At 73.0% G+C, this 24948-nt stretch carries 24 protein-coding genes; 5 read left to right on the top strand and 19 right to left on the bottom strand.

The features are described 5' to 3' along the window. Window positions 1–66 precede the first annotated feature (66 nt). The 4 genes from kynU to OG295_RS18085 form a co-directional block, all read right to left on the bottom strand. Window positions 67–1272 carry a kynureninase gene (kynU, locus tag OG295_RS18100; protein ID WP_371677801.1) on the bottom strand — a complete coding sequence of 402 codons (1206 nt, stop codon included), beginning with the start codon at window positions 1270–1272 and terminating at the stop codon, window positions 67–69. Then, complete coding sequence (locus OG295_RS18095; protein ID WP_266840049.1) at window positions 1265–2113, bottom strand: tryptophan 2,3-dioxygenase family protein; 849 nt, start codon at window positions 2111–2113, stop codon at window positions 1265–1267. The genes kynU and OG295_RS18095 overlap by 8 nt, the downstream gene beginning before the upstream one ends. Window positions 2114–2239: 126 nt before the next feature. Then, a complete protein-coding gene (locus OG295_RS18090) occupies window positions 2240–2653 on the bottom strand; it encodes a DUF3151 domain-containing protein (RefSeq protein WP_266840050.1) in 414 nt (137 codons plus the stop codon). A gap of 159 nt (window positions 2654–2812) precedes the next feature. Then, window positions 2813–3955 (bottom strand): CE1758 family FMN-dependent luciferase-like monooxygenase, encoded by a 1143-nt coding sequence (locus OG295_RS18085; protein WP_371677800.1) that lies wholly within the window; start codon window positions 3953–3955, stop codon window positions 2813–2815. A 333-nt stretch (window positions 3956–4288) separates the two neighbouring features. On the opposite strand from OG295_RS18085, the gene OG295_RS18080 reads away from it, so the two are divergent. Continuing rightward, the gene (locus OG295_RS18080) at window positions 4289–5536 is read left to right on the top strand and encodes an IS701 family transposase (protein WP_371677799.1); all 1248 of its coding nucleotides are present in this window, start codon (window positions 4289–4291) and stop codon (window positions 5534–5536) included. Window positions 5537–5613: 77 nt separating this feature from the next. On the opposite strand, the gene OG295_RS18075 is transcribed toward OG295_RS18080, so the two are convergent. From OG295_RS18075 to OG295_RS18030, 10 genes are all read right to left on the bottom strand, one after another. Beyond that, window positions 5614–7545 (bottom strand): helix-turn-helix domain-containing protein, encoded by a 1932-nt coding sequence (locus OG295_RS18075; RefSeq protein WP_371677798.1) that lies wholly within the window; start codon window positions 7543–7545, stop codon window positions 5614–5616. Between the two features lie 184 nt (window positions 7546–7729). Continuing rightward, a complete protein-coding gene (locus OG295_RS18070; protein ID WP_371677797.1) occupies window positions 7730–8449 on the bottom strand; it encodes a BTAD domain-containing putative transcriptional regulator in 720 nt (239 codons plus the stop codon). Window positions 8450–8546: 97 nt separating this feature from the next. Next, window positions 8547–9317 carry a ScbR family autoregulator-binding transcription factor gene (locus OG295_RS18065; protein WP_371677796.1) on the bottom strand — a complete coding sequence of 257 codons (771 nt, stop codon included), beginning with the start codon at window positions 9315–9317 and terminating at the stop codon, window positions 8547–8549. Window positions 9318–9588: 271 nt separating this feature from the next. Continuing rightward, window positions 9589–10611 (bottom strand): class II fructose-bisphosphate aldolase, encoded by a 1023-nt coding sequence (gene fbaA / locus OG295_RS18060; protein ID WP_100660923.1) that lies wholly within the window; start codon window positions 10609–10611, stop codon window positions 9589–9591. 270 nt (window positions 10612–10881) lie between these two features. Beyond that, entirely contained in the window at window positions 10882–11421 is a 540-nt protein-coding gene (gene pyrE, locus OG295_RS18055; protein WP_266840056.1) for an orotate phosphoribosyltransferase, read from the bottom strand. A 21-nt stretch (window positions 11422–11442) separates the two neighbouring features. After that, window positions 11443–12231, bottom strand: a complete 789-nt coding sequence (locus tag OG295_RS18050) for an aldose 1-epimerase (RefSeq protein WP_371677795.1) — start codon at window positions 12229–12231, stop codon at window positions 11443–11445. Window positions 12232–12250: 19 nt separating this feature from the next. Further along, a complete protein-coding gene (locus tag OG295_RS18045; RefSeq protein WP_371677794.1) occupies window positions 12251–13153 on the bottom strand; it encodes an SRPBCC family protein in 903 nt (300 codons plus the stop codon). A 70-nt stretch (window positions 13154–13223) separates the two neighbouring features. Then, on the bottom strand, window positions 13224–14864 hold the full coding sequence (locus tag OG295_RS18040) for a polyamine aminopropyltransferase (protein WP_371677793.1): 1641 nt from the start codon (window positions 14862–14864) through the stop codon (window positions 13224–13226). Window positions 14865–14991: 127 nt separating this feature from the next. Then, window positions 14992–15510 (bottom strand): DUF2617 family protein, encoded by a 519-nt coding sequence (locus tag OG295_RS18035; protein ID WP_371677792.1) that lies wholly within the window; start codon window positions 15508–15510, stop codon window positions 14992–14994. Between the two features lie 327 nt (window positions 15511–15837). After that, entirely contained in the window at window positions 15838–16068 is a 231-nt protein-coding gene (locus tag OG295_RS18030) for a hypothetical protein (protein ID WP_371677791.1), read from the bottom strand. 128 nt (window positions 16069–16196) lie between these two features. Here OG295_RS18030 and OG295_RS18025 point away from each other — a divergent pair, with 128 nt between their 5' ends. Continuing rightward, on the top strand, window positions 16197–17384 hold the full coding sequence (locus tag OG295_RS18025; RefSeq protein WP_371677790.1) for a pyridoxal phosphate-dependent aminotransferase: 1188 nt from the start codon (window positions 16197–16199) through the stop codon (window positions 17382–17384). Here OG295_RS18025 and OG295_RS18020 read toward each other — a convergent pair. Next, window positions 17381–17830, bottom strand: a complete 450-nt coding sequence (locus OG295_RS18020) for a DUF3224 domain-containing protein (protein ID WP_371681223.1) — start codon at window positions 17828–17830, stop codon at window positions 17381–17383. The two genes, OG295_RS18025 and OG295_RS18020, sit on opposite strands and share 4 nt — an antisense overlap. A 55-nt stretch (window positions 17831–17885) precedes the next feature. Between OG295_RS18020 and OG295_RS18015 the strand changes: the two genes are divergently transcribed. Further along, window positions 17886–19007, top strand: coding sequence for a hypothetical protein (locus OG295_RS18015; RefSeq protein ID WP_371677789.1), 1122 nt, complete (start codon window positions 17886–17888; stop codon window positions 19005–19007). A gap of 13 nt (window positions 19008–19020) precedes the next feature. Here OG295_RS18015 and OG295_RS18010 read toward each other — a convergent pair whose 3' ends face one another. Next, window positions 19021–19563 carry a YbjN domain-containing protein gene (locus tag OG295_RS18010; protein ID WP_030228699.1) on the bottom strand — a complete coding sequence of 181 codons (543 nt, stop codon included), beginning with the start codon at window positions 19561–19563 and terminating at the stop codon, window positions 19021–19023. Window positions 19564–19733: 170 nt separating this feature from the next. Further along, a complete protein-coding gene (gene clpB / locus OG295_RS18005; RefSeq protein ID WP_371677788.1) occupies window positions 19734–22319 on the bottom strand; it encodes an ATP-dependent chaperone ClpB in 2586 nt (861 codons plus the stop codon). Window positions 22320–22443: 124 nt separating this feature from the next. Here clpB and OG295_RS18000 point away from each other — a divergent pair, with 124 nt between their 5' ends. Then, window positions 22444–22848 (top strand): pyridoxamine 5'-phosphate oxidase family protein, encoded by a 405-nt coding sequence (locus OG295_RS18000; protein ID WP_371677787.1) that lies wholly within the window; start codon window positions 22444–22446, stop codon window positions 22846–22848. Between the two features lie 200 nt (window positions 22849–23048). On the opposite strand, the gene OG295_RS17995 is transcribed toward OG295_RS18000, so the two are convergent. Continuing rightward, window positions 23049–23363, bottom strand: coding sequence for a hypothetical protein (locus OG295_RS17995; RefSeq protein WP_030228709.1), 315 nt, complete (start codon window positions 23361–23363; stop codon window positions 23049–23051). Then, entirely contained in the window at window positions 23363–23611 is a 249-nt protein-coding gene (locus tag OG295_RS17990; RefSeq protein ID WP_371677786.1) for a hypothetical protein, read from the bottom strand. The genes OG295_RS17995 and OG295_RS17990 overlap by 1 nt, the downstream gene beginning before the upstream one ends. A 189-nt stretch (window positions 23612–23800) precedes the next feature. Here OG295_RS17990 and OG295_RS17985 point away from each other — a divergent pair, with 189 nt between their 5' ends. Further along, window positions 23801–24832 (top strand): hypothetical protein, encoded by a 1032-nt coding sequence (locus OG295_RS17985; protein WP_030228713.1) that lies wholly within the window; start codon window positions 23801–23803, stop codon window positions 24830–24832. Window positions 24833–24948 lie beyond the last annotated feature (116 nt).

Genomic DNA, 24948 nt, shown 5'->3' with positions numbered 1-24948 from the left:
GCGGGCGGGGCCGCAGCCCCGCCCGCTCGTTCGCCACACCCGTCGAAGTGACGTTTCGCTAGGGCGTCACCCGAAAACGTGACCCAGCGTGCGCGCGGCACGCTCCGCGTCGGCGAAACCGACGTAGAGCGGGGTGAACCCGAAGCGCAGGACATCGGGCGCCCGGAAGTCCCCGACGACCCCGCGGGAGATGAGCTCGGCCATCACCTCGCGGGCCCCCTCGGTCCGCAGCGAGACCTGGCTGCCGCGCTCGGCGTGTCCTGCCGGGGTGACCACCTCGACCTTCCCCTCCGGGACGTACCGGGCCACGCACTCCAGGAAGAAGTCCGTCAGAGCGAGGGACTTCGCGCGGACGTCCTCGACCGCCACGCCCTCCCACACCCCGAGGGCCGACTCCAGCGCCAGCATGGACAGGATGTCCGGCGTCCCGACGCGCGCCCGGGCCGCGCCCTCGGCCGGCACGTAGCCCGGGGTCATCGCGAACGGCTCGGCGTGGCTGTTCCAGCCGGGGAGCGGCGAGTCGAAGGCACCCTGGTGGCGGGCGGCCACGTACACGTACGCCGGGGAGCCGGGACCGCCGTTGAGGTACTTGTACGTGCAGCCCACCGCGAGGTCGACGCCGTGCGCGTCGAGGCCGACCGGCAGGGCGCCCGCGCTGTGGCACAGGTCCCAGACGATCAGGGCGCCCGCCGCGTGCGCGGCCGCCGTGAGACCGGGCAGGTCGTGGAGCCGGCCGCTGCGGTAGTCGACGTGGTTGAGCAGCACCACCGCGGTGTCGCCGTCGATCGCGCGCGGCGCGTCGGCGGGGTCGACGGGGACCGCTTCCAGGCCGGTCATCCGGGCGGCGGAGGCGGCGATGTAGCCGTCCGTCGGGAAGGTGCTCGCGTCGACCAGCAGCTTCGTCCGGCCGGGTACGGCCAAACGGGCGGCGCCGACCAGGGCCTTGAAGAGGTTGACGCTGGTGGAGTCGCCGACCGTCACCTGACCGGGGGCCGCGCCCACGAGCGGGGCGATGAGGTCGCCGATCCGCTCGGGGGCGGTCCACCAGCCGCTCTCGTCCCAGGACCGGATGAGGAGCTCGCCCCACTGGCGGCGGACGACGTCCGTCAGCGCGTCGGGAACGGCGGACGGAAGGGCTCCGAGGGAGTTCCCGTCGAGGTAGACGACCCCGTCGGGGAGGGTGAAGCGCTCACGGAGCTTGGCGAGACCGTCCAGGGCGTCGAGCCGCGCCGCGCGCTCCGCCAGGTCGGAGGTGGCGTGGGTGTCAGACATGGCTGCGGGCCGTCCAGAGCTCGGGGAAGACGTTCTTCGTGGCGCGCTTCTCCAGCCAGGTCACCCCGGCGGAGCCGCCCGTTCCCGTCTTCGCCCCCATCGCGCGGCGGGTCGCCACCAGGTGGTCGTTGCGCCAGCGCCAGACGAGTTCCGCGACGTCCGTGAGGACCTCACCCAGCCGGTGCAGGTCCGCGTGGCCGCCGTCGGGCTCGGCGTACAGGGCCGTCCAGACCGCCTCGACCTCCGCCGAGGGCTCGTAGCGCAGCGCGAGGTCGCGCGTCAGGACCGACTGGGGGACGGGCAGCCCGCGGCGGGCCAGCAGGCGCAGGGTCTCGTCGTAGAGGCTGGGCTCCTGGAGGGCCTTCTCCAGCTCCCCGTGGACGCGCGGCGCGCCTCGGTGCGGGACCAGCATGGACGCCGACTTCTCGCCCAGCAGGAACTCCATCCGGCGGTACATCGCCGACTGGAAACCGGAACCCTCGCCCAGCGCCGAGCGGTAGGCGTTGAACTGCGAGGGGGTGAGCTGCGCGAGGGGCCGCCAGGAGGCGTTCAGGGCCTCCAGCTCGCGGAGGGATCGTTTCAGCGCGTCCATCGCGACCGGGATGCGGTCCTCGCGCAGGGCGCGGGCCGCCGTCTCCCACTCGTGGACGATGACCGTGAACCACAGCTCCATGACCTGGGTCGTGACCAGGAAGACCATCTCGCCGGGGTCGTCCGAGCGGAGGTGCTGGAGGTGGGTGAGGACGTCTGCCTGGACGTAGTCCTCGTACGGGGTCGTGCCGGCGAAGTCGAGGTTCGGGGTGTCCGAACCGGCTCCGGAGGCATCAAGGGCGTGCGACATTTCTGTCTCCTCGACACGTGCTTCCGGGTAGCGGTCCGCTCCTTCCGTGAGGTAAGTGGAGCCCCGGTCCCCTGCCTCGCATCATAAGCAGGGGATCCGGAAGCCCTCTAGGGCGAACGCCGGCAGTTATACGAGCGTGTCCGCGGCCGTGGCCGAGGAGTCGCGCAGGAAGGTGGAGCAGCGCTCGTACTCCTCCTTCTCGCCGATGGCCCCGGCGGCGCGGGCCAGGGCGTGCAGGGCGCGCAGGAAACCGCGGTTCGGCTCGTGCTCCCACGGCACCGGCCCGTGGCCCTTCCAGCCGGCCCGGCGCAGCGCGTCCAGGCCCCGGTGGTAGCCGGTGCGGGCGTACGCGTACGACTCGACCGTGTGGCCGGCCTCGAAGGCGCGGTCCGCGAGGGCGGCCCAGGCGAGGGAGGAGGTCGGGTGCGCGGCGGCGACCTCGGCCGGGTCGGTCCCGGCGGCGAGGGCCTCGCGGGGCGCGGGCTCGTCGGGCAGGTGGGTGGGGGCGGGGCCCCCGAGCAGGTTCTGGTGAATCGACATGGCTTCAGTGTGTCCGATGGGCCGTGCGCCCGGGGGCCGGGGCGCTCACGGGCAGGCACTCACGGGCAGGCAACTCACCGGCAGGCAACTCACCGGCAGGGGCTCACCGGCAGGCGCTCACCGGCAGGCGCTAGCCGGCAGGCACTCACCGCTACGGGCTCACCCGGGCGAGCTCACCGGTACGAGCCCGCCCCCGGGCGCCCGCGCGGACGGAGCCGGGCCGGCGGCGGCCGGGCCGCGGCGGCGCGCCGCCGGGTGCCGGGGCCCCGGCGGGGCGGCCGCCGCGCGGCCCACGGCCAGCTCGCGGCGCAGCACCGGGACGATCCGCTCCCCCAGCAGGTCGATCTGCTCCAGGGCGGTCTTCAGCGGCAGCCCCCCGTGGTCCACGGCGAAGAGCTGGCGCTGGTAGTCCCCGTAGGCCCGCCGGAAGCCGAGGATCTTCTCGACGGCCTCGTCGGGACTGCCCACGACCAGCGGTGTCCGGGCCGCGCACTCCTCCAGGGAGTACCGGCCCCCGTACGCCGGGGACCGGTCGAAGTACGGGCGGAACTCGCGCACCGCGTCCTGCGAGCGGGGGCGCACGAAGACCTGCCCGCCGATCCCGACGACGGCCTGCTCGGCCGTGCCGTGGCCGTGCTCCGCGTACCGGGTCCGGTACAGGTCCACGAGGCGGGCGTGGTGCTCGACGGGTCCGTGGAGGTTGTCCGCGAAGAAGCCGTCGCCGTAGTACGCGGCCCGCTCGGCGGTCTCCGGCGAGCGCAGCGCCGCGTGCCACACGAAGGGCGGTACGCCGTCCAGCGGGCGGGGCGTGGAGGTGAAGCCGTCGAGGCGGGCGCGGGAGCGGCCCCGCCAGTCGACCTGCTCCTCGCGCCAGAGCCGGTGCAGCAGGGCGTAGTTCTCCCGGGCCAGTTCGTGGCTCCGGCGCAGGTCCTGACCGAACCAGGGGTAGACGTCCGGGGTGTTGCCGCGGCCGGTCATCAGGTCCACGCGGCCGTCGGCGAGGTGCTGGAGCAGCGCGAACTCCTCCGCGACGCGCACGGGGTCGTTGGTGGTGACGAGGGTGGTGGCGGTGGACAGGATGAGCCGCCGGGTGCGGGCGGCGACGTGGGCGAGCAGGGTCGGCGGCGCGGAGCAGACGAAGGGCGGGTTGTGGTGCTCGCCGACGGCGAAGACGTCGAGGCCCGCCTCCTCCGCCCGGACGGCGAGGGTGGCCATGGCCTTGATCCGCTCGTACTCGGTCGGTGTCCGGCCGCCCAGCGGGTCGGGGGCCACCTCACCGATCGAGAAGATCCCGAACTGCACCCTGCCACCCCGCCTCTCGAGCCGATGTCGTACGCCCGGCGGCGTGGTGCGGGGGGCAGGCCCCGGCGGTGCGGTGCCGGGGGGCAGGCCCCGGCACCGCCGTCCGTGGGGGGCCACCGGGGCCCGGAACAGGACCGTGCCGGATCCCCGGGCGCCGGGCCAGGGCCGTTCCGGCAGTCCGTCAAGTCGGGGTGTGGTGAGGGGGGGTGGTGGGGTCCCCACCACGTTCGGGCGAAGTGCGGTGCCCGGCACACCTCCCCGGAAGAGGGGTACTCGAAGGACGGTGGGGGTGCAGTCGATGCACGCCTAGGGGGGCATGTCGTGTCAACGATCATGAGCAGCAGCACCGTCACGGGTACGGGGACGACCACACCGGACCGCGGCGGGGCGCCCGGCAGGGCCGGCGGAGGGACCGGCGGACCGGCCACGGCCGCCGCGTACGAGGCCGCCGACGACCTCTGCGCCGCCGTCCTCGGCTCGCTGCGCCGCAGGGACCAGCGCGAGAAGGGCCGCAGGTACGTACGGGGACTGCTGGCCCTCCCGGGCCGCAAGTCGATGCGCGGGATCGCCGGACAGGTGGGCGGAGGGGCCGCCGAGCAGAGCATGCACCACTTCATCTCCGGCTCCACCTGGGACTGGGAACCGATCCGCGGCGCCCTCTCCGGCTACCTGGAGGCCACCACCACGCCGACCGCCTGGGTGGCGCAGCCGATGGCGATCCCCAAGGGCGGCGAGCACTCGGTGGGCGTGGCGCACCGCTTCGACCCCCACCAGGGACAGATGTTCCGCGGTCAGCAGGCCTTCGGGACCTGGTTCGCGTCCGCCGGACTGGTGACGCCGGTCGGCTGGCGGATGTTCCTCCCGGAGGCGCAGGCCCCCGCGGGCCCGGGGGCCTCCGCCACCGCGCCCGGCGCCCTCGCCGCCCGGGCCGCGTACGAGGAGGCCGCGTACGAGGAGGCCGCGTACGAGGAGGCCGCCACCGCCTCCGTCATCGCGACCGTGCGCCGCACCACCGGCGCGCCCCGCCCCGTGGTGCTGGACATCCGGCACATCGGCACCCGTTCGACGATGAACCGCTTCGCGCAGGCCCGGCTGCCGGTGATCGCCCGCGTCGACCCCGCGACCCCGCTGCTCGTCACCGACCCGGCGCTGCCCGGCCACGGCGCGGGCCCGCGCGGCGCCCGCGAGGTCCTGCGGTCGGTGCGCGGCCTGTGCACCCCGGTGGAATGGACCGACCCGGACCCCGCGCACCCGGGGGGCCGCCACCGCAGCACCCTCGCGGTGGCGGTGCGCGTGATGATGCCCGACCCGTCCCCGGCCCGCCGGCGACACCTGCTGCTGGTCGGCGAGTGGACGGACCCGCGCCGCGAACCGGCGCAGATGTGGGTGACGGACCTGGTGCGCCTTCCCGTGGGCCCGCTGCTGCGGCTCACCAAGCAGGCGCTGCGGGTGGACTGCGCCGCCGAACACAGCGGCCGCGAGGCGGGGCTGCGCGATTTCACGGGCCGCGCCCTGCCCGGCTGGCACCGCCACGTCACGCTGGCCTCGATCGCGCACGCCGCCCGCGCCCTGACGGCGTAGGCGGACGCGACCGCCCGGCCGCCCGGCCGCCCGGCGGCCGCACCGTACGACCGCCCGCACCGTAAGGGCTTCCCGTCCTACCCCTCCGCTTCGGCCTCGTGCGCGGCGGTCCGGCGGTCGTGGAGGACCGTACGGGCCTTGCGCAGCCGCAGCGCCAGCTGGATTTCGAGGGCCTGCGCGGGCTTCTGCCAGTGCGGGCCGAGCAGTTCGGCGATGCGCTCCAGGCGGCGGGAGACCGTGTTGGGGTGCACGTGCAGGGTCTCGGCGGCGTGGGTGGGGCTGGCCCCGGAGGCGAAGTAGGCCTCCAGGGTGCGGGTCAGGTGCGTCAGCCGGTCGGTGTCGTACTCCAGGACGGGGCCGATGGTCGCGGCGATGAACGACTCCACGTCGTGGTCGGCGGACAACAGCAGCCCGAGGAAGCCGAGTTCGCGCAGGGAGGCCGTGCCGCCGACCCCGTCCAGGGCGGTCAGCGCGTCCAGGCAGCGCACGGCCTCGGCGTACGCGCGGGCCACCTGCCCCGCGGCGGCGGTGGGTCCCGCGGCGCCCGTGGACACGGCGTGGCCGAGGAGCGGCGAGAGTTCGCCGGAGACCCGGTGCGCGGCGGCGGAGGCGTCGGTACCGGGCAGCACCAGGACGATGCAGCCGCGGCGGACGCCCTTGAGGCCGCCCGCCCGGTACGCGTACGAGGACGCCCAGGCGACGGCCTTGCCCAGTTCGCCGCCCTCGGGCCGGGCGACGACCACCACGTGCGGGCCGTCGAGGTCGATGCCGAGCCGGCGGGTGCGCTCCAGCAGGTGCAGGTCGACGGAGTGCGGCCGCTCCAGCAGGTCGGCGAGGAGTTCGTCGTGCACGGGCCCTTCGGCGGCGGCGGTGCCGCGCTGGATCAGCATGAGGGAGGCCACGGACTGCGCGGCGAGCTGGAGCAGCCGGACGTCCTCGTCGGCCAGCGGCGCCGACGCGCTCAGCAGCAGCACCCCGAGGTCCTCCGCGCCGGCGAGCACGGGGGCCAGCCACAGGTCGCCGGGCAGCCGGACCGGCCGCCGGTCGGTCAGCGCCTGGAGGGCCGCCTTGGCCACCGCCTCCTCGTCCAGACCGGGCAGTTCACCGGTGGCGGTCAGCGGCCGGCCGCCCGGGTCGCGCACCTGGAGCACGCCGTCCAGCGCGTCGGCAGTGGCACGGGCGAGGGTGGGCAGTCCGGCCCCGTCGAGCACCAGGCCGGCCAGCCGGGCGTGGCACTCCCACAGGTAACGGACCCGGGTGAGGGCGGTGTTGGTGCGCGAGCCGAAGGCCTCCAGCTCGGTGACCTCGTCCCGGGTCTGCTCCAGCAGGCGGGCCTTCTCGATGGCGACGGCGGCCAGGTCGGCGAGGGAGAGCATGATGCCGATCTCGTCCGGGGTGAAATGCCGTACCGCGCGGTCGGAGCCGTAGAGGGCGCCGAGGCTGGAGTCCCCCCGCCGCAGCGGGACGGCGATGATCGCATGCAGGCCCTCCGCCTCCACGACGGCGTCGATGCCGGGGGCGTGCGCGATGGCCGGGTCGGCGAGGTAGTCGGCGGTCCACACCGGGGAGCGGCGGGCCTGGGCGATGCTGCCGAGGCCCCGGCCGGTGCCCAGTTCGAGGCCGACGTTGAGGGCGGTGGTCTCGCCCTCGGAGGTGCGCACGTACGCGGACCCGTCCGGGCGGCTGAGCGAGAGCCAGGCCATGTCGAAGCCGAGGAGGCGCCGGGCGCGGCGGGTGATCAGACGGAGCAGGCCGTCGATGTCGTACGGGGAGGTGAGGTCGTGCGCGGTGTCCACGAGGGCGGTGAGGGCGGCTTCGCGCTGTTCGCGGCGGATGGTGCCGGCCCGGACCGCGCGGGCCAGTTCCACGGCGCGGGCGAGTTCCGCGAGGGCCTCCTCGTCGGCGCCCGTGGCGTGGGCTTCGGCGAGCAGGGCGTCGTACCGGCCCTGGGGGGCGTCCTCCGCCAGCAGTTCCAGTACGGACAGTGCACCCGATTCATCCCCCGGCATCCCGCCATCCCCCGTCCGACCAGCTGTTTTCTGCCCGGCTCCCGAACCTAGGTTCCGTGCGGCGAGGGGTCAAGCAAGGCGCGCGGGGGCACCGGACCGGCCGTCGGCCGGACCCGCGAACGGGCCGGGGCGTCAGAGCTGCAGGTCAGGGCCGGGCGTCAGAGCTGCAGGTCAGGGCCGCGGGTCACGGCCGGGTGGCGCAGGCCAGGGCCGGGAGCGGGGCCAGGGTCAGGCCGGTCGGCGCGGGGCGCGGGGCCAGGGCGCGCTCCTCGGCCCGGCGCAGGGCGGCCAGGTAGGCGTCGCCGGGGCGCCCCGCGCCGGCGCCGCGCAGACCGGCCAGGGCCAGGCGCAGTTCGCGGTGGCGGCCGAGCGCGAGTTCCGCTTCGACCCACTGGCCGAGTACGGAGAGCCGGTCGGCGTCGAGCACGGCGATGCGCCCGCCGAGCCAGGTGCCGGCCGCGATCCCGTCCAGGGCGGGGCCGGTCCACAGGTCGAGGGCCCGCCGGAGCCGGGCGGCGGCCTGGGCGGAATCACCGCGTCCCATCGCCCGGTAGCCGGCCCCGGCCTCGCGCTCGAACTCCCGCACGTCACAGCGGCCGCCGCCGGTGTCGAGAAGATACCCGCCGGGACGTGTGGAGAGCACCGATTCGGGAGTCCGTACCGAAGAGGGGCCCAGCGCCTCGGCGATCCGCTCGCGGAGGCGGCGTACGGCGGCGCGCAGGACGGCCCGGGCGTGCTCGGGCGGGACGCGGGCGGCGAGTTCGTCGGCGAGTACGGAGACGGGCACGACCCGGTCGGGACAGGCCGCGAGGACCGCGAGGACGTGCCGGGACTCCGGCGTGGGGGCCGTGATGGGCACACCGTTCTCGGTGACCCGAGGAGGGCCGAGCACCTCGATGTCCACGTTGTCCTCCCTGGGCAGGCAGCAAAAAAATAATACCCGGAAGGATCTTCTGGGGAAGGGGGGCCCGCCCCGAACGCCGTGTCAGCCGGAGGCAGTGTCAGCCGGAGGTCTCCTCGCCGGAGGTCTCGTCGCCCGGGTCCACCTGGCCCGGCTCCGTCTCGTCCGGGTCCACCTCACCCGGTTCCACCCCGCCCGCGCAACCCATCCCGCACGCGTGGAGGCCTTCCGGACCGAACAGGGCCCGCGCACCCCGCCCCGGCCGGGTGTCCAGCCGGATCGCCACGGCCGGCACCACCACGTTCGGCATCACGTGGGTGTACAGCTCCGACACCTGCGCGTCCAGGTCCAGGCGCAGCATCTGGGACATGGTGTTGAGCCCCGCGTACGCGCCCACGATCAGCCGCGACGGCACCACCGTGTCCACGTTGGGGAGCAGCTCGCCCCGCTCCTTCGCCTCTTCCAGCAGGGCCACGTGCTGGTCGATCCAGGCCTGGTAGGGAGCCGCCCGGTCGAGCTGTGCGCCGACGTGCTCCAGCGAGAGCCGGGCGCTCGCCCGGATCAGCGTCTCGTGCCGCAGCCGGTGCGAGAAGACCATGCCGATGTCCACGAACTCCTGCGCCTTGTACGGCTGCGGGACCACCGGCGGCTGCGTCTCGTTCTGGGCGTCGATGACGGCCTGGGCCAGGGCTTCCTTGGAGTCGAAGTGGAAGTAGAGGGCGCCCTTGGTGACCTTCGCGATGTTGACGATGTCCGAGAGCTTGGCCGTGTCGTAGCCGCGCTCCTCGAAGACCTCGGCCGCCGCTTCCAGGATCGCCCGACGCGTGCGCACCGCCCGGTCCTGCTTCACCTGGGGTCGCTCTGTCCTCATGTCTGGCGTCGCCTTCTCCTGGCCCGCCGGCTTTACATCCTCACGGGTACGTTTTTGTGTCTAGATTCCACACCATCGCGTGGCCACACGTCCACCGGAGGGGTCCCCCTCCGTCAGATTGCCCGGAATCCGCCGCCACAGCCTGCCCGAAAGGGCAGCGGAACAGGGCGGAGGTGGGGATTCCGGCCCCATGACAAAGCCCCATGACAAAGGGGGTCCGCCGGTCCGTTGCGGACCGGCGGACCCCCTTCGGGTCCTCGGTGCTGACTGCCTACTTCAGCTTGGTACCGGCGGAGCGCAGGTTGGCACAGGCCTCGGCGACGCGCTTGGCCATGCCGGCCTCGGCCAGCTTGCCCCAGGTGCGCGGGTCGTAGGTGGACTTCGTGCCGACCTCGCCGTCGACCTTCAGGACACCGTCGTAGTTGCGGAACATGTGGTCCGCGACGGGGCGGGTGAAGGCGTACTGGGTGTCGGTGTCCAGGTTCATCTTCACGACGCCGTTCTCCAGCGCGGTGGCGATCTCCTCGGCCGTGGAGCCCGAGCCGCCGTGGAAGACGAAGTCGAACGGCGAGGCCTTGCCGTACTTCTCGCCGACGCCGGCCTGGAGGTCCTTGAGGAGCTCGGGGCGCAGGACGACGTTGCCCGGCTTGTAGACGCCGTGCACGTTGCCGAAGGAGGCGGCCAGCAGGTAGCGGCCCTTCTCGCCCAGGCCCAGGGCCTCGGCGGTGCGCAGCGCGTCCTCGACGGTGGTGTACAGCTCGTCGTTGATCTCGTGGCTGACGCCGTCCTCCTCGCCACCGGTCGGGGTGATCTCGACCTCAAGGATGATCTTCGCGGCGGCGGCCTTGGCGAGCAGCTCCTGGGCGATGGCCAGGTTGTCGGACAGGGTCTCGGCGGAGCCGTCCCACATGTGCGACTGGAAGAGCGGGTTCAGACCACGGGCCACGCGCTCGGCGGAGACCTCCAGGAGCGGACGTACGTAGCCGTCCAGCTTGTCCTTGGGGCAGTGGTCGGTGTGCAGCGCGACCGTGACGTCGTACTTGGCGGCGACGACGTGCGCGAACTCGGCCAGGGCGACGGCGCCGGTGACCATGTCCTTGTTGTACTGGCCACCCAGGAACTCGGCACCGCCGGTGGAGATCTGGATGATGCCGTCGCTCTCGGCCTCCGCGAAGCCGCGCAGAGCAGCGTGCAGGGTCTGGGTCGAGGTCACGTTGATGGCCGGGTAGGCGAACTTGCCTGCCTTCGCCCGGTCGAGCATCTCGTTGTAGATCTCGGGGGTTGCGATGGGCATCTGTCCGCTCCTTGGTTGTGCGGGGAAGGGTGCTGATTGCGGGCCCTGACCTGGGGGCGACGTCATCGTCGCGCCTATCTTTCCAGACTCGGCGCGACACTCCACCCCCCTCACCACCCGACGGAGTGCGAAGCGGGCGGAGTGTTTCACGTGAAACACTCCGCCCGCTCCGAAAAGGGCAGGTCAGAACCGGCTCGGCGGCAACCTCGGGACCTTCGTCACGAGTCGTCGCGCACCGTCCCCACGATCGGGACCCGAGCCGGACCGGGGTCAGGAAAGACCCAGGTCACCCAGCCGGTAGCCGGTCAGGTACGGCAGCCCGGCCGCGGCGATGGCGTCGGCCGCGCCCCGGTCCACGATCGTCGCGACGGCGACGACCTCGCCGCCGGCCTCGCGGACCGCCTCGACGGCGGTCAGCGGGGAGCCGCCGGTGGTCGAGGTGTCCTCGACGACCAGGCAGCGCTTGCCCTTCACCTCGGTGCCCTCGATGCGGCGCTGCATGCCGTGGGCCTTCTGCGCCTTGCGGACGACGAAGGCGTCGAGGCGCGCGCCGCGGGCGGCGGAGGCGTGGAGCATCGAGGTGGCCACCGGGTCGGCGCCCAGGGTCAGGCCGCCGACGCAGTCGAAGTCGAGGTCGGCGGTGAGGTCGAGCATGACCTGCCCGACCATCGGGGCCGCCTCGCCGTCGAGGGTGATCCGGCGGAGGTCGATGTAGTAGTCGGCCTCCTTGCCGGAGGAGAGGGTCACCTTGCCGTGCACGACGGCCTTGTCCTTGATCTGCTGCAGAAGCGCATCGCGTACGTCAGTCATGCCCCCGAGCTTAATTGCGCCCTACGGGAGCCGCCGCCAGGTCCAGGTGCTGGAGATCTCCAGCGGGTCGACGGGGGTGACCAGCTGCGGGAGGGTGTTCAGGCCGTTCGGCGGTCCGGACTGGGGCTCGACGCAGATGGCCTCGGGCTGCTCGTCGTAGACCACCACCCATTCGGCCCGGCTGGTGACCCTCAGCTCCAGCTGACCGGGCCAGGTGAGGGTGACGTCGACCCCCTCGGGCATGCCGAAGCAGTCGTCCCAGGGGCCCGGCTTCGGGGCGGTGCGGCGGCCGGTCGGGATGTGGTCCTCGCCGCGCTCCTCCTGCCAGGCCGGGTCGAAGGCGATCTGCGCCTCGGGCCCGCCGGGCGTCAGGACGCGGTGGAACCAGGGGTGCCAGCCCGCCTGCGCCGGGAAGGAGTCCTCGTACGTCTCCACGCCCATGGTGAGCGTCAGCGCGTCCTCGGTGAGCTCGAAGATCTGGGTCACCCGGCCCGCGTACGGCCACGGGTCCGTGAGGTCGTAGACGAAGGCGGCCCGGGTCGCGCTCACCCCGGCGGGCTTCCAGGAGGCGTCGCGGCCGAAGCCGTGGATGGCGTGCGGGGGGTGGTTCAGGGGCAGCCGGTGGACGGTCGCCCCGTCGTGGAACCGCCCGTCCGCCGTCCGGCCGCACCAGGGGACCATGGGGAAGGACCCGAAGTGCGGGCCCTGGCGCAGCAGCTCGGTGCCGTCGATGCGCAGACTGCTGATCCGGCAGCCGTTCTCCCGGTCGATGGTGATGTCGGCGCCGCCGGCGCTCAGTCGCGTACTCATACGGCGACCTTACGGCCCGTCAGCGGCGGCGGCGCAATACCCTTCCGACGACGACGGCCGAGGCCAGGGCCAGGGCCGCCGCAGGTGCGATCCAGCGCATGCCGGCTCCCGCGCCGACGGTGGAGGGGGCGGGTACGGGGGCGTAACGGCCGCGCGGGGGCGCGTGATCGACCTCCTCGGCGCTGCGGCCGATCATCGTGCGGCGGGCGTGGGCCGCCTCGGCCGGGGGGCGGGCGGCGCCGCCCGAAGCACCCGAGGCGGCGCCGGCGGGCTCGGGCGCCCCGGCGGCTCCGGCCGCCTCGGTGAAGTCGGCTTCCGCGAAGGGGTCCAGGGAAGGGGGCGGCACCTCGGTCTCGAACACGGACGCGCTGACCCCGGGCCCGGCCTCCCCTTCCTCACCGTCCCCCGCGCCCTCGTCCACTCCGTTCGCCTCCGCCGCCTCTTCCGCCTCCGCCACCGGGTCCTGCGGCTGCGGCCGGGCGTCGCGTTCGGGTCCGGCGGCCGCGGCGAGGTTCCCGGCGAGCCGGTCGAGCAGCCTGCGGGCGGCGGTGACGGTGGCCTCGGGTTCGAAGGCGGCGGCGCGTCCGTCGACGGTCGCCTCCGCGGTGAACTCCAGCCGGGTACCGCCCTCGTGCGGGATCAGCCGCAGCCCGAGGGCGAGCTTGACGGTGCCGTTCCCGCGCACCTCGGCGCCCTCGCCCCCGGCGGCGAAGCGGCCGGGCTCCGGCTCGGTGAGGGACAGCGCCCCCCGGTAGGTCACCGTGCTCCCGCCGACCCGTACTCTGAGCCGCCCCGCGAGCGGCCCGGCCGCCGTGTCGGCGTCCTGCTGGAGCCCGGGGACGCAGCGGGCCACCCGGGCGGGATCGCGCAGCAGGGCGCGGAGATCGTCTGCCGGTACCGGAACGAACACCTGATGCTCCATGTGGTCGAGCCTACCGACGTGACCCGTCGGTGCACACGGACACGACAGTCCCGGGCCCGGCGGGCCGGGATCAGGAGTAGCGCGGGTGCGGGAGCGTCGAGGGCGGGAGCCCGGTCAGCCGGGTCCGGGCCGCGTCCCGGGCGGAGTCCCGCAGGGCCCGGGTGGACACGGCGCGCAGGGCGGGCGTGTCGCGGTCGACCCGCAGCTCGGGGACGCGCTCGCGGGCGGCGAGTACGAAGCCCCAGTCCTGCGGGGGCGAGCCCGCGGCCCCGGCGGTGCGGTCGGGGCCGGCGGCGAAGCCGGTGAGGCGGCCGCCCGCGCTGTAGGGGGTGGTGAACAGCCCGGCCGCCCGGAGGGTGGAGTCGACGGTCCAGTAGGTGCGCGGCCGGGTGGTCAGGGGCCCGGCGTGGACGGCGAGCCGCCCGCCGGGGTTCAGGGCGCGCGCGGCCAGCCCGTAGAACTCCTGCGAGTACAGCTTCGTGCTCGGGGTGATGCCCGGGTCGGGGAGGTCGGAGACGATGACGTCGAAGCGGTCGCGGGCGGCCGGCCCCCGCAGCCAGCGGAAGGCGTCCTGCGTGACGACGCCGAGCCGGGGGTCCTCGTAGGCCTTGGCGTTGAGCGCGGAGAGCATGGGGTCGGTGCGGGCGAGCCGGACCACGCCGGGGTCGAGCTCGACGACGGTGACGGAGGCGACGTCGCGGTAGCGCAGCACCTCGCGGGCGGCGAGCCCGTCGCCCCCGCCGAGGACCAGCACGCGGGCGTGCGGACCGGTCATGGCGGGGTGGACGAGGGCCTCGTGGTAGCGGTACTCGTCGTAGCCGGAGACCCGGAGCCGGCCGTCGAGGTAGAGGTCGAGGGAGCGCGGTGAGCCGGTGGCCGGGCCGGTCAGCACCAGTTCCTGCACTCCGGTCTGCACGGCGACGCGGACCTCCCCGCCGTAGACGGCGGTGCGGGCGACCCGTTCGAAGTCGTCGGCGAGCAGGGTCGCGGAGGCGAGGACGGCCAGGACGGTCGCGTTGGCGGCGATCAGCAGCCAGCGGCAGCGGCGGCTGAGGTCGCGGCGGAACAGCCACAGGACGAGCCCGCCGCCGGCGACCGCGTTGACGGTGCCGGTGAGCAGGGCACCGGTGAGCTGCCCGACCATCGGGAGCAGCAGGAAGGGGAAGGCGAGCCCGCCGACGAGGGCGCCCACGTAGTCGGCGGCGAAGAGGTCGGCGACGGCCCCGCCGGCGTCCTGTCTGCGGACGCGCTGGATGAGGACCATCAGCAGCGGGATCTCCGCGCCGATGAGCACCCCGATGGCGAAGGAGAAGGCGACGAGGGCCGGCCGCGGCTCCCCCAGCCAGGCGAAGCTCGCGTACAGCGCCATCGCGGAGAAGCCGCCGAGCAGGGCGAGCGCGGCCTCGATGGCGCCGAAGCCGAAGGCGGGCCGGCCGCGGAGCCGTTTGGCGAGCAGCGAGCCGACACCCATGGCGAAGACCATGACGGACAGCACCACCGACGCCTGGGTGACGGAATCCCCGATGAGGTACGAGCCGAGGGCGAGCAGCTCCAGTTCGTACACGAGCCCGCAGGCGGCGCACACGAACACGGTGGCCAGGACGAGGAGTCGGCCGGTCCGGGGGCGTACGGGCAGGGCGGCCGGGACGGGCTGCACGCCCCGCGGCTCCGGCGCCGGGAGCACCCCGCGCGGGGCGGAACGGTCGATCATGCAGCGAACCGTACGTCACCACCCAGCCGCACCCTGTCACCCACATGGGTGCAACTGTCGTACGGATAAGGCCAGTTGGCGTAATCGGCGGCCAATCGGCGGGCAATCGGCGCGCAACCCCCGCGCCCTAGACGGTCACTCCCGTGCGCATGCCGACCCGGGTCCGGGTGGCCACCAGCTGGCCCTCCTGCGGGTACGCGTGCCAGGTCCGCCAGCGCACCTGGCCCTCGTGGCGCTGGGCCAGCAGGGCGGTGAACGCGTGCGGATCGCCCGGGAAGGTGCCCGCTAGGCCGTTCGGGTGGTCCGCGACCAGCGCGAGCAGCTCCTGGGCCCGCCCCGCGAAGGAGCCGCGCGAGAGGGTCTCCACGCGCGCGGCGAACTCGTACTCCCAGTCACCCACCCGCTTGGCCACGCCGAGCGGCAGCGGCGTACTGCTGCCGGGCATGCAGGCGACCGTCTCCGAACAGAGCACCTCACCCTCCTCCAGGAGCACCTGGTGTGAGGCCCCGAGCAGGCGCAACTCCACTTTCGCGTCCGCGAGCCGGAGGTTCAGTACGGCCAGGGCGGGCAGCCGCTCCCGTCCCAGGGCCCAGGCGAGATCGGCGGCACGCGTGTCGGTATACGTGGTCTGGAGGGTCGTGAGCATGAGTCGGCTCCGCAAACGCGCGAGGGAGATGGGCCGGGGCCCGCCAGCGGTAGTCAACGGGTGGGGGAACACCGGCACGGGTCCACAGGAAGTCCAGGGAGGTCCGAGGACTGGTCTACTCAACCGAGGGAATCATGAAAGGCACGGCACTCACAGCGTTTTTACCCAACTTGACGGGGTTTACATCCCCCCGGGGGCTACTCGGTTCACGTGTTCAACAACATGCCGCCCGTACGCCGTAGCGCGGGCCCGAACAAGAAGGCGTACCAGGGAAGTTGTCCCCGCAGGAGCGCCCGTTCACGCGGCCCCGGCAGGCCTCTCCCAGTGTCAGCTCGACCCGCACCCCCCGCCACCGCAGGACGATCCGCACGAGGACGACGAACCGCAGGAGGACGAGGAGCCGCACGACGAGGAGGAACCGCAGGAGGAGCCTCCGCCGCTGCCCGCCCACCAGCTGCCGGAGCCGCCGGAACCACCGGAACCGCCGCCCCCGAAGAACTTCTTGATCAGGATGACGCCGCCCACCACGGCCGCGACGATCAGCGCGAAAAGGATCATGTCCTCGCCCCCTCTCTGACACCCGGTCCCCCGGGGCCCGGGATCCCCTCGTCCCGGTGTGCAGGGGGGATGCCCGCAGGCCAACCCGGCCAAAGCACACTTGAGCAACTCCAGAGGTTGCCCCCAGGATGGCGGCCATGAGCGCACCCGCGAGCAGCAGCAACCGCCCGTTCCTCAACCGCCGGCTGGCCGCCTTCGGCACGACGATCTTCGCGGAGATGTCGGCTCTGGCCGCCGCCACGGGATCGATCAACCTGGGCCAGGGGTTCCCCGACACCGACGGCCCCGCCGAGATCGCCGAGGCCGCCGTCCGCGCGATCCGCGACGGCCGCGGCAACCAGTACCCGCCGGGTCCGGGCGTCCCCGAACTCCGCGCGGCGATCACCGCCCACCAGCAGCGCTTCTACGGACTCGCCTACGACCCGGACACCGAGGTGCTCGTCACCGCCGGAGCCACCGAGGCCATCGCCGCCGCCCTCCTCGCCCTCCTGGAACCCGGCGACGAGGTCATCGCCCTCGAACCGTTCTACGACTCCTACGCCGCCTGCATCGCCATGGCCGGGGCCGTCCGCGTCCCGCTCACCCTGCGCGCCCCGGACTTCCGCCCCGACCTGGACGCCCTGCGCGACGCCGTCACCCCGCGCACCCGGCTGCTCCTGCTGAACACCCCGCACAACCCGACGGGCACCGTCCTCACCCCCGCCGAACTGGCCGCGATCGCCGAACTCGCCGTCGAGCGGGACCTCCTCGTCGTCACGGACGAGGTCTACGAGCACCTGGTCTTCGAGGGCGGCCACACCCCGCTGGCCTCGCTCCCCGGCATGCGCGAGCGCACCGTCACCATTTCCTCGGCCGGCAAGACCTTCTCCTTCACGGGCTGGAAGGTCGGCTGGATCACCGCCCCGCCCGCCCTCGTCTCGGCCGTCCGCTCCGCGAAGCAGTTCCTGACGTACGTCTCCTCGGGGCCCTTCCAGTACGCCGTCGCCGAGGCCCTCGCCCTCCCCGACTCCTACTACGACGACTTCCGCGCCGACCTCGCCGCCAAGCGCGACCTCCTCGCCGACGGCCTCGCCGACGCCGGGTTCGAGGTCTTCCGCCCGCAGGGCACGTACTTCATCACCACCGACGTCTCACCGCTCGGAGAGAAGGACGGGCTCGCCTTCTGCCGCGCCCTCCCCGCCCGCTGCGGCGTGGTCGCCATCCCGAACCAGGTCTTCTACGACGACAAGTCCGCCGGCGCCACCCAGGTCCGCTGGGCCTTCTGCAAGCGGACCGATGTCCTCCAGGAGGCCGTCAACCGCCTGCGACAGCTCTAGCCGCGCCCCCGCGCCTGGGCCTCGCCGGGCAGTCCCGGGAGCCGGTACTCGAACCAGACGCGGTGGGTGCCGTCCTCCTCGACGAGCAGGCCGCCCGAACCGGTGATACCGGCGAGGGCGGCCGTGCCGCTGCCCGGGACGATCAGGAAGTGGTCGGTGCCCCGGTGCGGGCCGCCGTCCGTGGTCGCCGAGTGGACGAAGTTGAAGGCACCCTCCCGGCCTTCGAGGGAGCCCTCGAAGGACTCCATCGCGACGTACGTGCCGATGCCCGAAGCCTGGTCGAAGGCCGCGGTGAAGAGCGTGGCCGAACGGCCTTCGAGGCCCTCGCCCTCGTAGTGTTTCTCCAGCGTGGCGACGCCGACCGGAAGCGCGGTCTCCACCGCCGGTTCCGGTACGAGCGACGCCGGAGTGAAACTGACGACCTTGAAAGTGCCCGCAGTTCGCATCATCGGACGAGCGTACTGCCGTGGGCACGGGAAAGCCGGGCGGAACATGACGCTGGTGGCCCTGCGGCCGCGGGTACGGGAGAGCACGGCCCCGACGGCCCTCGTCGCGCTCGGCGTGTTCGCCGCCGTACGCGGAGCCGGGCTGCTGGTGGTGGCCGCCGGATCCTGGTGGGCCGGCCGGGACCCGGTACGGGTGCTCGGCGCCTCCTGGGACTCCGTCTGGTACCTCGGGATCGCCGCCCACGGCTACGGCCGCACCCAGATGTGGGCCTCCGGCTCCATCCAGAGCGACTACGCCTTCTTCCCGCTCTACCCCGCCCTGGTGCGCCTCGCCGGCGGCACCGCGCTCGCCGGGCTCGCCGTGTCCTGGACGGCCGCCGCCGCGGCCGCCGTGGGCGTGTTCCGGGTCGGGGAGCGGCTCCTCGGAACACCCAGGGGCGGGCTGCTGCTCGTCGGCCTGTGGGCGGTGCTGCCGCATTCCGTGGTGCTGACCCTGGGCTACACCGAGGCACTGCTGGCCGCCCTCGCCGCCTGGGCCCTGGACTGCGTGCTGCGCGGGCGCTGGGCGTGGGCGGCGGCCCTGGCGGTGCTGGCCGGACTGACCCGGCCCACCGGGATCGCCGTGGCCGCCGCCGTGACGGCGGCGGCCGTACGGGAGCTGGCGCTGCGGGACCGGCGCGCGCCCGCGGTGTGGGCGGCCGGGCTGCTGGCGCCGGCGGGCTGGGCGGCGTACGTCCTGGCGGTCGGGGCGCGCCGTCACGACCCGTTCGGCTACTTCGCCGTCCAGCGGCAATGGGGCTCCCGCTTCGACTTCGGCGCGGGGGCGATGGGCTCGGTGGAGAAGGTGCTGACCGGCGGGCACACCCCGCTCGCCACCACGGTGACGGTGGCCGTCCTGGCCGCGGCGGGCCTGCTCGCGGCGGCCCTGCTCCTGGAACGGGCTCCGCTGCCGCTGCTCGCGTACACCGGGGCCCTGCTGCTGATCACCTTCGGCGGGGCCGGCTTCTTCGAGTCGAAGCCGCGGTTCCTGCTGCCCGCGTTCCCGCTGCTGCTGCCGCTGGCCGCCGTCATGGCGAGAGCCCGGCCGCGCACGGCGGTCGGGGTGACCGCCTGCCTGGCCGGGCTCTCGTACGGCTACGGGGTGTACCTGCTCCTGGTGGCGCGGATACCTCCGTGAGGGCCGCCGGCGACTAGTTGTCCTCGTCGCCCTCGGTCTTGTCGTCGCCCTCCGCGGAGTCGACCTCCTTTTCGAGGCCGAGCTGCTCGATGAGCCACTTGTCGAACTCGATCGACGCGCGGACCCAGCTGACCGTGGAGGACACGAAGTGCTCCAGGCTGACGCCGGTGCCGATCAGCATCTGCGCCTCACCGATCAGACGGACCGAGCCGTCGTCGTGCGTGTGGCTGTAGACCTTGGGCCACAGGGTGCGACGGTTCCAGTCGTCGATCGATTCGAGCAGCTGCGGCTTGTCGTCGATCGCGTGCGGGCGGTCGTAGAAGGTCCGGACGGAGAAGACCTGCTGCTCGCCTTCGCCGCGGAACATGAAGTACGTCCGGAAGTCCTCCCACGGCGCCGCGAGGTCACCCTCGTCGTCGACGACGTACTTGAGCTCCATCTGCTCCAGGAGCTGCTTGACCAGATCCTGGTCGGGGACGACGGGGCCCGCCGGTCCTGTGGCCTGCGGTTCGGGCTGACCCCCGAAGTTCGGAATCGAGGCCGGGTCGATGCTCACCGTGTACTTCCCTTCGTGCGGATACAGCCATCCTCCCCCATCCGTCCCACCCCGTGTCCACCCCCGCACGCCCGATCCGCTCCGGGCGGACACCGGAGCCGGAACCGGGGCGGAGAGCGGGGCGGAAACCAGGGCGGAAACGGGGGCGGAAACCGGGCGTGCCCGACGGGCTACAGGGCCTTGCCGACCAGCAGGCCGTCGCCGGCCACGTCCACGCGGACGGTGTCGCCGTCCCTGACCTCGCCGGAGAGGATCTCCTTGGCGAGGCGGTCGCCGACCGCCGTCTGGATCAGGCGGCGCAGGGGTCGGGCGCCGTACGCCGGGTCGTTGCCCTCGTCCGCCAGCCAGGCCAGGGCCCCGGGCGTGACGTCCAGGGTGAGCCGGCGCGCCGCCAGCCGCTGCGCGAGACGTCCGATCTGGAGCTCGGCGATGTGGGCCAGCTCGTCGCGGGTGAGGGCGGAGAAGACCACCAGGTCGTCGAGCCGGTTGAGGAACTCGGGCTTGAAGCTCGCCCGCACCACGTCCAGGACCCGGGCCTTCTTGTCCTCGGCGGAGGTCGCCGGGTCCACCAGGAACTGGCTGCCGAGGTTGGAGGTCAGGATCAGGATGGTGTTGCGGAAGTCCACCGTGCGGCCCTGGCCGTCGGTGAGGCGGCCGTCGTCGAGGACCTGGAGCAGGATGTCGAAGACCTCCGGGTGGGCCTTTTCCACCTCGTCGAGCAGGACCACGCTGTAGGGGCGGCGGCGGACGGCCTCGGTGAGCTGGCCGCCCTCCTCGTATCCGACGTAGCCGGGCGGGGCGCCGACGAGGCGGGCCACGCTGTGCTTCTCGGAGTACTCGGACATGTCGATGCGGACCATGGCCCGCTCGTCGTCGAAGAGGAAGTCCGCGAGGGCCTTGGCCAGCTCGGTCTTGCCCACGCCCGTGGGGCCCAGGAAGAGGAACGAGCCGGTGGGGCGGTCCGGGTCGGCGATGCCGGCGCGGGTGCGGCGCACCGCGTCCGAGACGGCGCGCACGGCCTCGCCCTGGCCGATCAGGCGGCGGCCCAGCTCCTCCTCCATGCGAAGCAGCTTCTGGGTCTCGCCCTCCAGCAGGCGGCCGGCCGGGATGCCGGTCCAGGCGCCGACCACGTCCGCGATGTCGTCGGGGCCGACCTCGTCCTTGACCATGGTGCCCTTGGAGGCCTCCGCCTCGGCCTCGGTGGCCTCGGCCAGCTCGTGCTCCAGTGCCGGGATCTCTCCGTAGAGCAGCTTGGAGGCGGTGTCGAAGTCTCCGTCGCGCTGGGCGCGCTCGGCCTGGCCGCGCAGGTCGTCCAGGCGCTCCTTGAGCTCGCCCACCCGGTTGAGGGACTGCTTCTCCTTCTCCCAGCGGGCGGTCAGGCCGCGCAGCTCCTCCTCCTTGTCCGCCAGGTCCTTGCGGATCTTCTCCAGGCGCTCGATGGAGGCCGGGTCGGCCTCGCCCCGCAGTGCCAGCTCCTCCATCCGCAGCCGGTCGACGGAGCGCTGCAGCTCGTCGATCTCCAGCGGCGAGGAGTCGATCTCCATGCGCAGCCGGGACGCGGCCTCGTCGACGAGGTCGATGGCCTTGTCGGGCAGGAAACGGGAGGTGATGTAGCGGTCGGAGAGGGTGGCGGCGGCCACGAGGGCGCTGTCGTTGATGACCACCTTGTGGTGGGCCTCGTAGCGGCCCTTGAGACCGCGCAGGATCGCGATGGTGTCCTCGACGGACGGCTCGGCGACCAGCACCTGCTGGAACCGGCGCTCCAGCGCCGGGTCCTTCTCGATGCGCTCGCGGTACTCGTCCAGGGTGGTCGCGCCGACCATGCGCAGCTCGCCGCGGGCCAGCATGGGCTTGAGCATGTTGCCCGCGTCCATGGCGGAGTCCCCGCCGGCGCCCGCGCCGACGACGGTGTGCAGCTCGTCGATGAAGGTGATGATCTGGCCGTCGCTCGACTTGATCTCCGCCAGGACGGTCTTGAGGCGCTCCTCGAACTCGCCGCGGTACTTCGCGCCGGCGACCATCGCCCCGAGGTCGAGGGAGACCAGCCGCTTGTTCTTCAGCGACTCGGGGACGTCGCCCTTCACGATCCGCTGGGCGAGGCCCTCGACGACGGCGGTCTTGCCGACGCCGGGCTCACCGATCAGCACCGGGTTGTTCTTGGTTCGGCGCGAAAGGACCTGGACAACGCGGCGGATCTCGTGATCGCGGCCGATGACGGGGTCGAGCTTGCCCTCGCGGGCGGCCGCCGTGAAGTCCGTGCCGAACTTCTCCAGGGCCTTGTACTGGCCTTCGGGATCGGGGGTGGTCACCCGCCGCCCTCCTCGTGCGTTCTCGAAGGCGGCCAGCAGCTTCTTCGCCGTCGCGCCCTGTGCGGAAAGGACCTCACCGGCGGCCCCGCCCTTGGCGGCGATCGCGATGAGGAGGTGTTCGGTGGAGAGGTAGTCGTCGCCGAGCTTGCCCGCCTCGGCGTCGGCCTCGGCGAGTACGGCGAGCAGCTCGCGGGTGGGCTGCGGCGGCGCGACGGTGGAGCCCGTGACGCTGGGCAGGGCGGCGAGCAGCCGCTCCGCGCCGGAGCGGACGGCGGCCTGGTCGGCCTCGGTCGCGGCGAGCAGGTCGGTGACGTTCTCGTTGTCCTCGCCCGCGAGGAGCGCCAGCAGCAGGTGTGCGGGGGTCAGGTCGGCGTGGCCGTCCTTGACGGCCCTGCTGGTGGCCGCGTTCAGGGCGTCGCGGCTCTTGTTCGTCAGCTCGGCTTCCACTCGGTGGCTCTCCTCTCCGGCGGGGGTGCCGTGCACGGTGCACCGCACTGCGTAACTCTGACACGTTCAGCGTCTGCAAAGTTGAGTCTATTCCACTCAAGGCGAGTTACGTACGCTTCGGCGCATGTCCCATGACGTATTCGATCCGACGCCCGAATACCTCGCCTTCTGGCGGGAGCGGCACGTCTGCACCCTGACCACCCCGCGGCCCGACGGCACGCCGCACGTGGTGCCGGTGGGCGTGACGTACGACCCCGAGGCGGGGCTGGCCCGGGTGATCAGCAACAAGCACAGCAAGAAGGTGCGCAACGTCCTGACCGCGCCGGACGGCGCGGCGCGGGTGGCGGTGTGCCAGATGGAGGGCCGCCGCTGGGCCACCCTGGAGGGGCGCGCGGTGGTCCGTACGGACGAGGCGTCGGTCGCCGAAGCGGTGGCGCGCTACGCGGAGCGGTACGGGCGGACGCCCTCGCCCAATCCCGACCGGGTCGTCCTGGAGATCACCCTGGACCGGGCGATGGGCCGGGCCTGACGCGGCAGGCCGGGGCCGCCGGGCACACCGGGGTCGCCGGGTCCACCGGTCCGGCGGGCGTTCTCAGCGGATCCTCATGTGATTGTCCGGTTCAACCACTGGACGCGGACATCACAACGGCGCCATCGTGGTCAGGTCCACGATGGCGCCGTTGTGTGGGGGTAGCACCTGGGGCGATCTGCAACGACGGGGGAATCGCCTCAGGCACTGCGGGGGGTGGCGGTGGTGATATCGGGTTCGAAGAGCTGGTGGTCCCGCTGATCGAGATTGACGAAGACCATGCCGTACCGGACCTCGCAGCGGACGGGCTGCGGTGCGCCCCGGGGGCGGCGCAGACAGCGGTAGGCGCGGACGTCCTCGTCCTCCTCGCGCACGACGACGATGGGCTGGCCGAAGAGGGTGACCATCAGCGAGTCGCCCGCGTAGGGGATGGCGGTCGCGAGGTCTATGAACTGCCAGCCGGACCGGTAGGCGGAAGCCATCTCACGTCGGAAGTCGCGGTCGTCGGGGGTCATCAGACGTCCATCGCAGGAAGAGCGGTCCAGCCGGTGTCGAACTTGCCGTTGTCCTCGGCGCCCGCGGGGGTCGCGGTCCAGCCGGTGTCGATGCTGGCGGGGGTCGCGGTCCAGCCCGTGTCGATGTCGGCGGGCCCGGCGGTCCAACCCGTGTCGAAGCCGGCGGGGGTGGCGGTCCACCCCGTGTCCGACTTGGCTATCGCGCCGCTGGTGGTCCAGCCCGTGTCGCCGGCCAGAGCGCTCCCCACGCCACTCCCGACAGCACTGACTGTCCCAAACACCGCAACAGCGGAGAAACCAACGGCAAGCGCCGAGCGAAGCATTCTCTTATACATGGTCGGCTTCGTCCTCACTTGATGGAATCCTCTCCCCCGCCTGACAGACGATGGCTCATTCAGGCACGTCAATGCCACAGGGACGATGCATCATGTTCTTGCATGTTCAGGACCCTGGGGGGTGGAGATTTGCCCAATAGTGCGACAAACCCGACACATCCCCACTCCGTCACGGCCCTGTGCCCCGAGGGAACGCGGCTGTACGCGGCGGCGCTCAGCACCGGCCGGATCGCGCGGAGCGAGGTCAAACAGGCTCCCTGCCTGCTTGAATTCGCCCTCCTGCAGCCCGACCCCGATGACGCCAACCAGCTCCGTCCGGTTCCCCCATCCGTTGCACTGGCGCAACGGCTGCATCCGATTGAACGCGAGATCCAGGACCGCCGTCGCACCGCTGTAGATCTCACCGATGCTTTCGAGCCGTTCCTCGCCATCAGCGCGCAGAGCCCCGCGGACACGCACGCCATCACCGTGCTGGAAGGATTCGAACGGATCAACGCGGCGCTGGACCTGGCGACGGCCGAATGTCATACGGAGGTGCTCACCGTCCAGCCGGGCGGCGCCCGGCCCTCCCTGGCCCTCACCCAGGCCCTGGAACGGGACGCTCCGCTGATCGACCGCGGCATCAGCATAAGAACGCTGTACCAGCACACCGCGCGGCACAGCCAGGGCACGCTCGCCTACGTGGACCGGATCTCCGCGGGCAAGGTGGAGATCCGCACGCTGGAGGAGCTGATCGAACGGCTGATCATCTTCGACCGGACCGTGGCCTTCATCCCGGTCAGCGATGACCGCCGGGTGGCGCTGGAGCTGCGCCACCCCGGGCTCGTCGAGTACCTGATCAAGGTCTTCGAGCAGCTGTGGCGGCGCGCCGTCCCGCTCAACGACGAGATCACCTACACGCACACGCCCGACGGGATCTCGGGCGTCCAGCGGTCCATCGCCCAGCTGCTGGTCGAGGGACACGTGGACGAGGCCATCGCGCGCCGGCTCGGAATGAACGTCCGGACCTGCCGGGCGCACATCGCCCGGCTGGCCACCGCCCTGGGCAGCGGCAGCAGGGCCCAGCTCGGCTTCCTGATCGCCCAGTCGGGGATCCTGCACACCGAGGGCCCCCCGGACCTTCCGGAGGCCTGAGAGGGCCGCACAGGGCCGCACAGGGGCGCGCACGGCCCGGCGGGGGCGCACGGGGCCGGCAGGGGCGCACGGCGTCGGCAGGCGCGCGCGGGCGCACAGGGTCCGCGGGGCCCGCG

The organism is Streptomyces sp. NBC_01276, from assembly GCF_041435355.1.
Lineage (GTDB): Bacteria > Actinomycetota > Actinomycetes > Streptomycetales > Streptomycetaceae > Streptomyces.
This window is presented reverse-complemented; position numbering and strand designations above follow the sequence as displayed.

Coding starts and splice junctions, on each gene's coding strand:
- OG295_RS18095 (WP_266840049.1), bottom strand. CDS start 2,113: ATGTCGCACGCCCTTGATGCCTCCGGAGCCGGTTCGGACACCCCGAAC.
- OG295_RS18050 (WP_371677795.1), bottom strand. CDS start 12,231: ATGAGTACGCGACTGAGCGCCGGCGGCGCCGACATCACCATCGACCGG.
- OG295_RS18025 (WP_371677790.1), top strand. CDS start 16,197: ATGGCGGCCATGAGCGCACCCGCGAGCAGCAGCAACCGCCCGTTCCTC.
- OG295_RS17985 (WP_030228713.1), top strand. CDS start 23,801: ATGTTCAGGACCCTGGGGGGTGGAGATTTGCCCAATAGTGCGACAAAC.
- kynU (WP_371677801.1), bottom strand. CDS start 1,272: ATGTCTGACACCCACGCCACCTCCGACCTGGCGGAGCGCGCGGCGCGG.
- OG295_RS18045 (WP_371677794.1), bottom strand. CDS start 13,153: ATGGAGCATCAGGTGTTCGTTCCGGTACCGGCAGACGATCTCCGCGCC.
- OG295_RS18030 (WP_371677791.1), bottom strand. CDS start 16,068: ATGATCCTTTTCGCGCTGATCGTCGCGGCCGTGGTGGGCGGCGTCATC.
- OG295_RS18065 (WP_371677796.1), bottom strand. CDS start 9,317: ATGAGGACAGAGCGACCCCAGGTGAAGCAGGACCGGGCGGTGCGCACG.
- OG295_RS17995 (WP_030228709.1), bottom strand. CDS start 23,363: ATGACCCCCGACGACCGCGACTTCCGACGTGAGATGGCTTCCGCCTAC.
- OG295_RS18080 (WP_371677799.1), top strand. CDS start 4,289: ATGAGCAGCAGCACCGTCACGGGTACGGGGACGACCACACCGGACCGC.
- OG295_RS18075 (WP_371677798.1), bottom strand. CDS start 7,545: ATGCCGGGGGATGAATCGGGTGCACTGTCCGTACTGGAACTGCTGGCG.
- OG295_RS18090 (WP_266840050.1), bottom strand. CDS start 2,653: ATGTCGATTCACCAGAACCTGCTCGGGGGCCCCGCCCCCACCCACCTG.
- fbaA (WP_100660923.1), bottom strand. CDS start 10,611: ATGCCCATCGCAACCCCCGAGATCTACAACGAGATGCTCGACCGGGCG.
- OG295_RS18035 (WP_371677792.1), bottom strand. CDS start 15,510: ATGCTCACGACCCTCCAGACCACGTATACCGACACGCGTGCCGCCGAT.
- pyrE (WP_266840056.1), bottom strand. CDS start 11,421: ATGACTGACGTACGCGATGCGCTTCTGCAGCAGATCAAGGACAAGGCC.
- OG295_RS18040 (WP_371677793.1), bottom strand. CDS start 14,864: ATGATCGACCGTTCCGCCCCGCGCGGGGTGCTCCCGGCGCCGGAGCCG.
- OG295_RS18020 (WP_371681223.1), bottom strand. CDS start 17,830: ATGCGAACTGCGGGCACTTTCAAGGTCGTCAGTTTCACTCCGGCGTCG.
- OG295_RS18000 (WP_371677787.1), top strand. CDS start 22,444: ATGTCCCATGACGTATTCGATCCGACGCCCGAATACCTCGCCTTCTGG.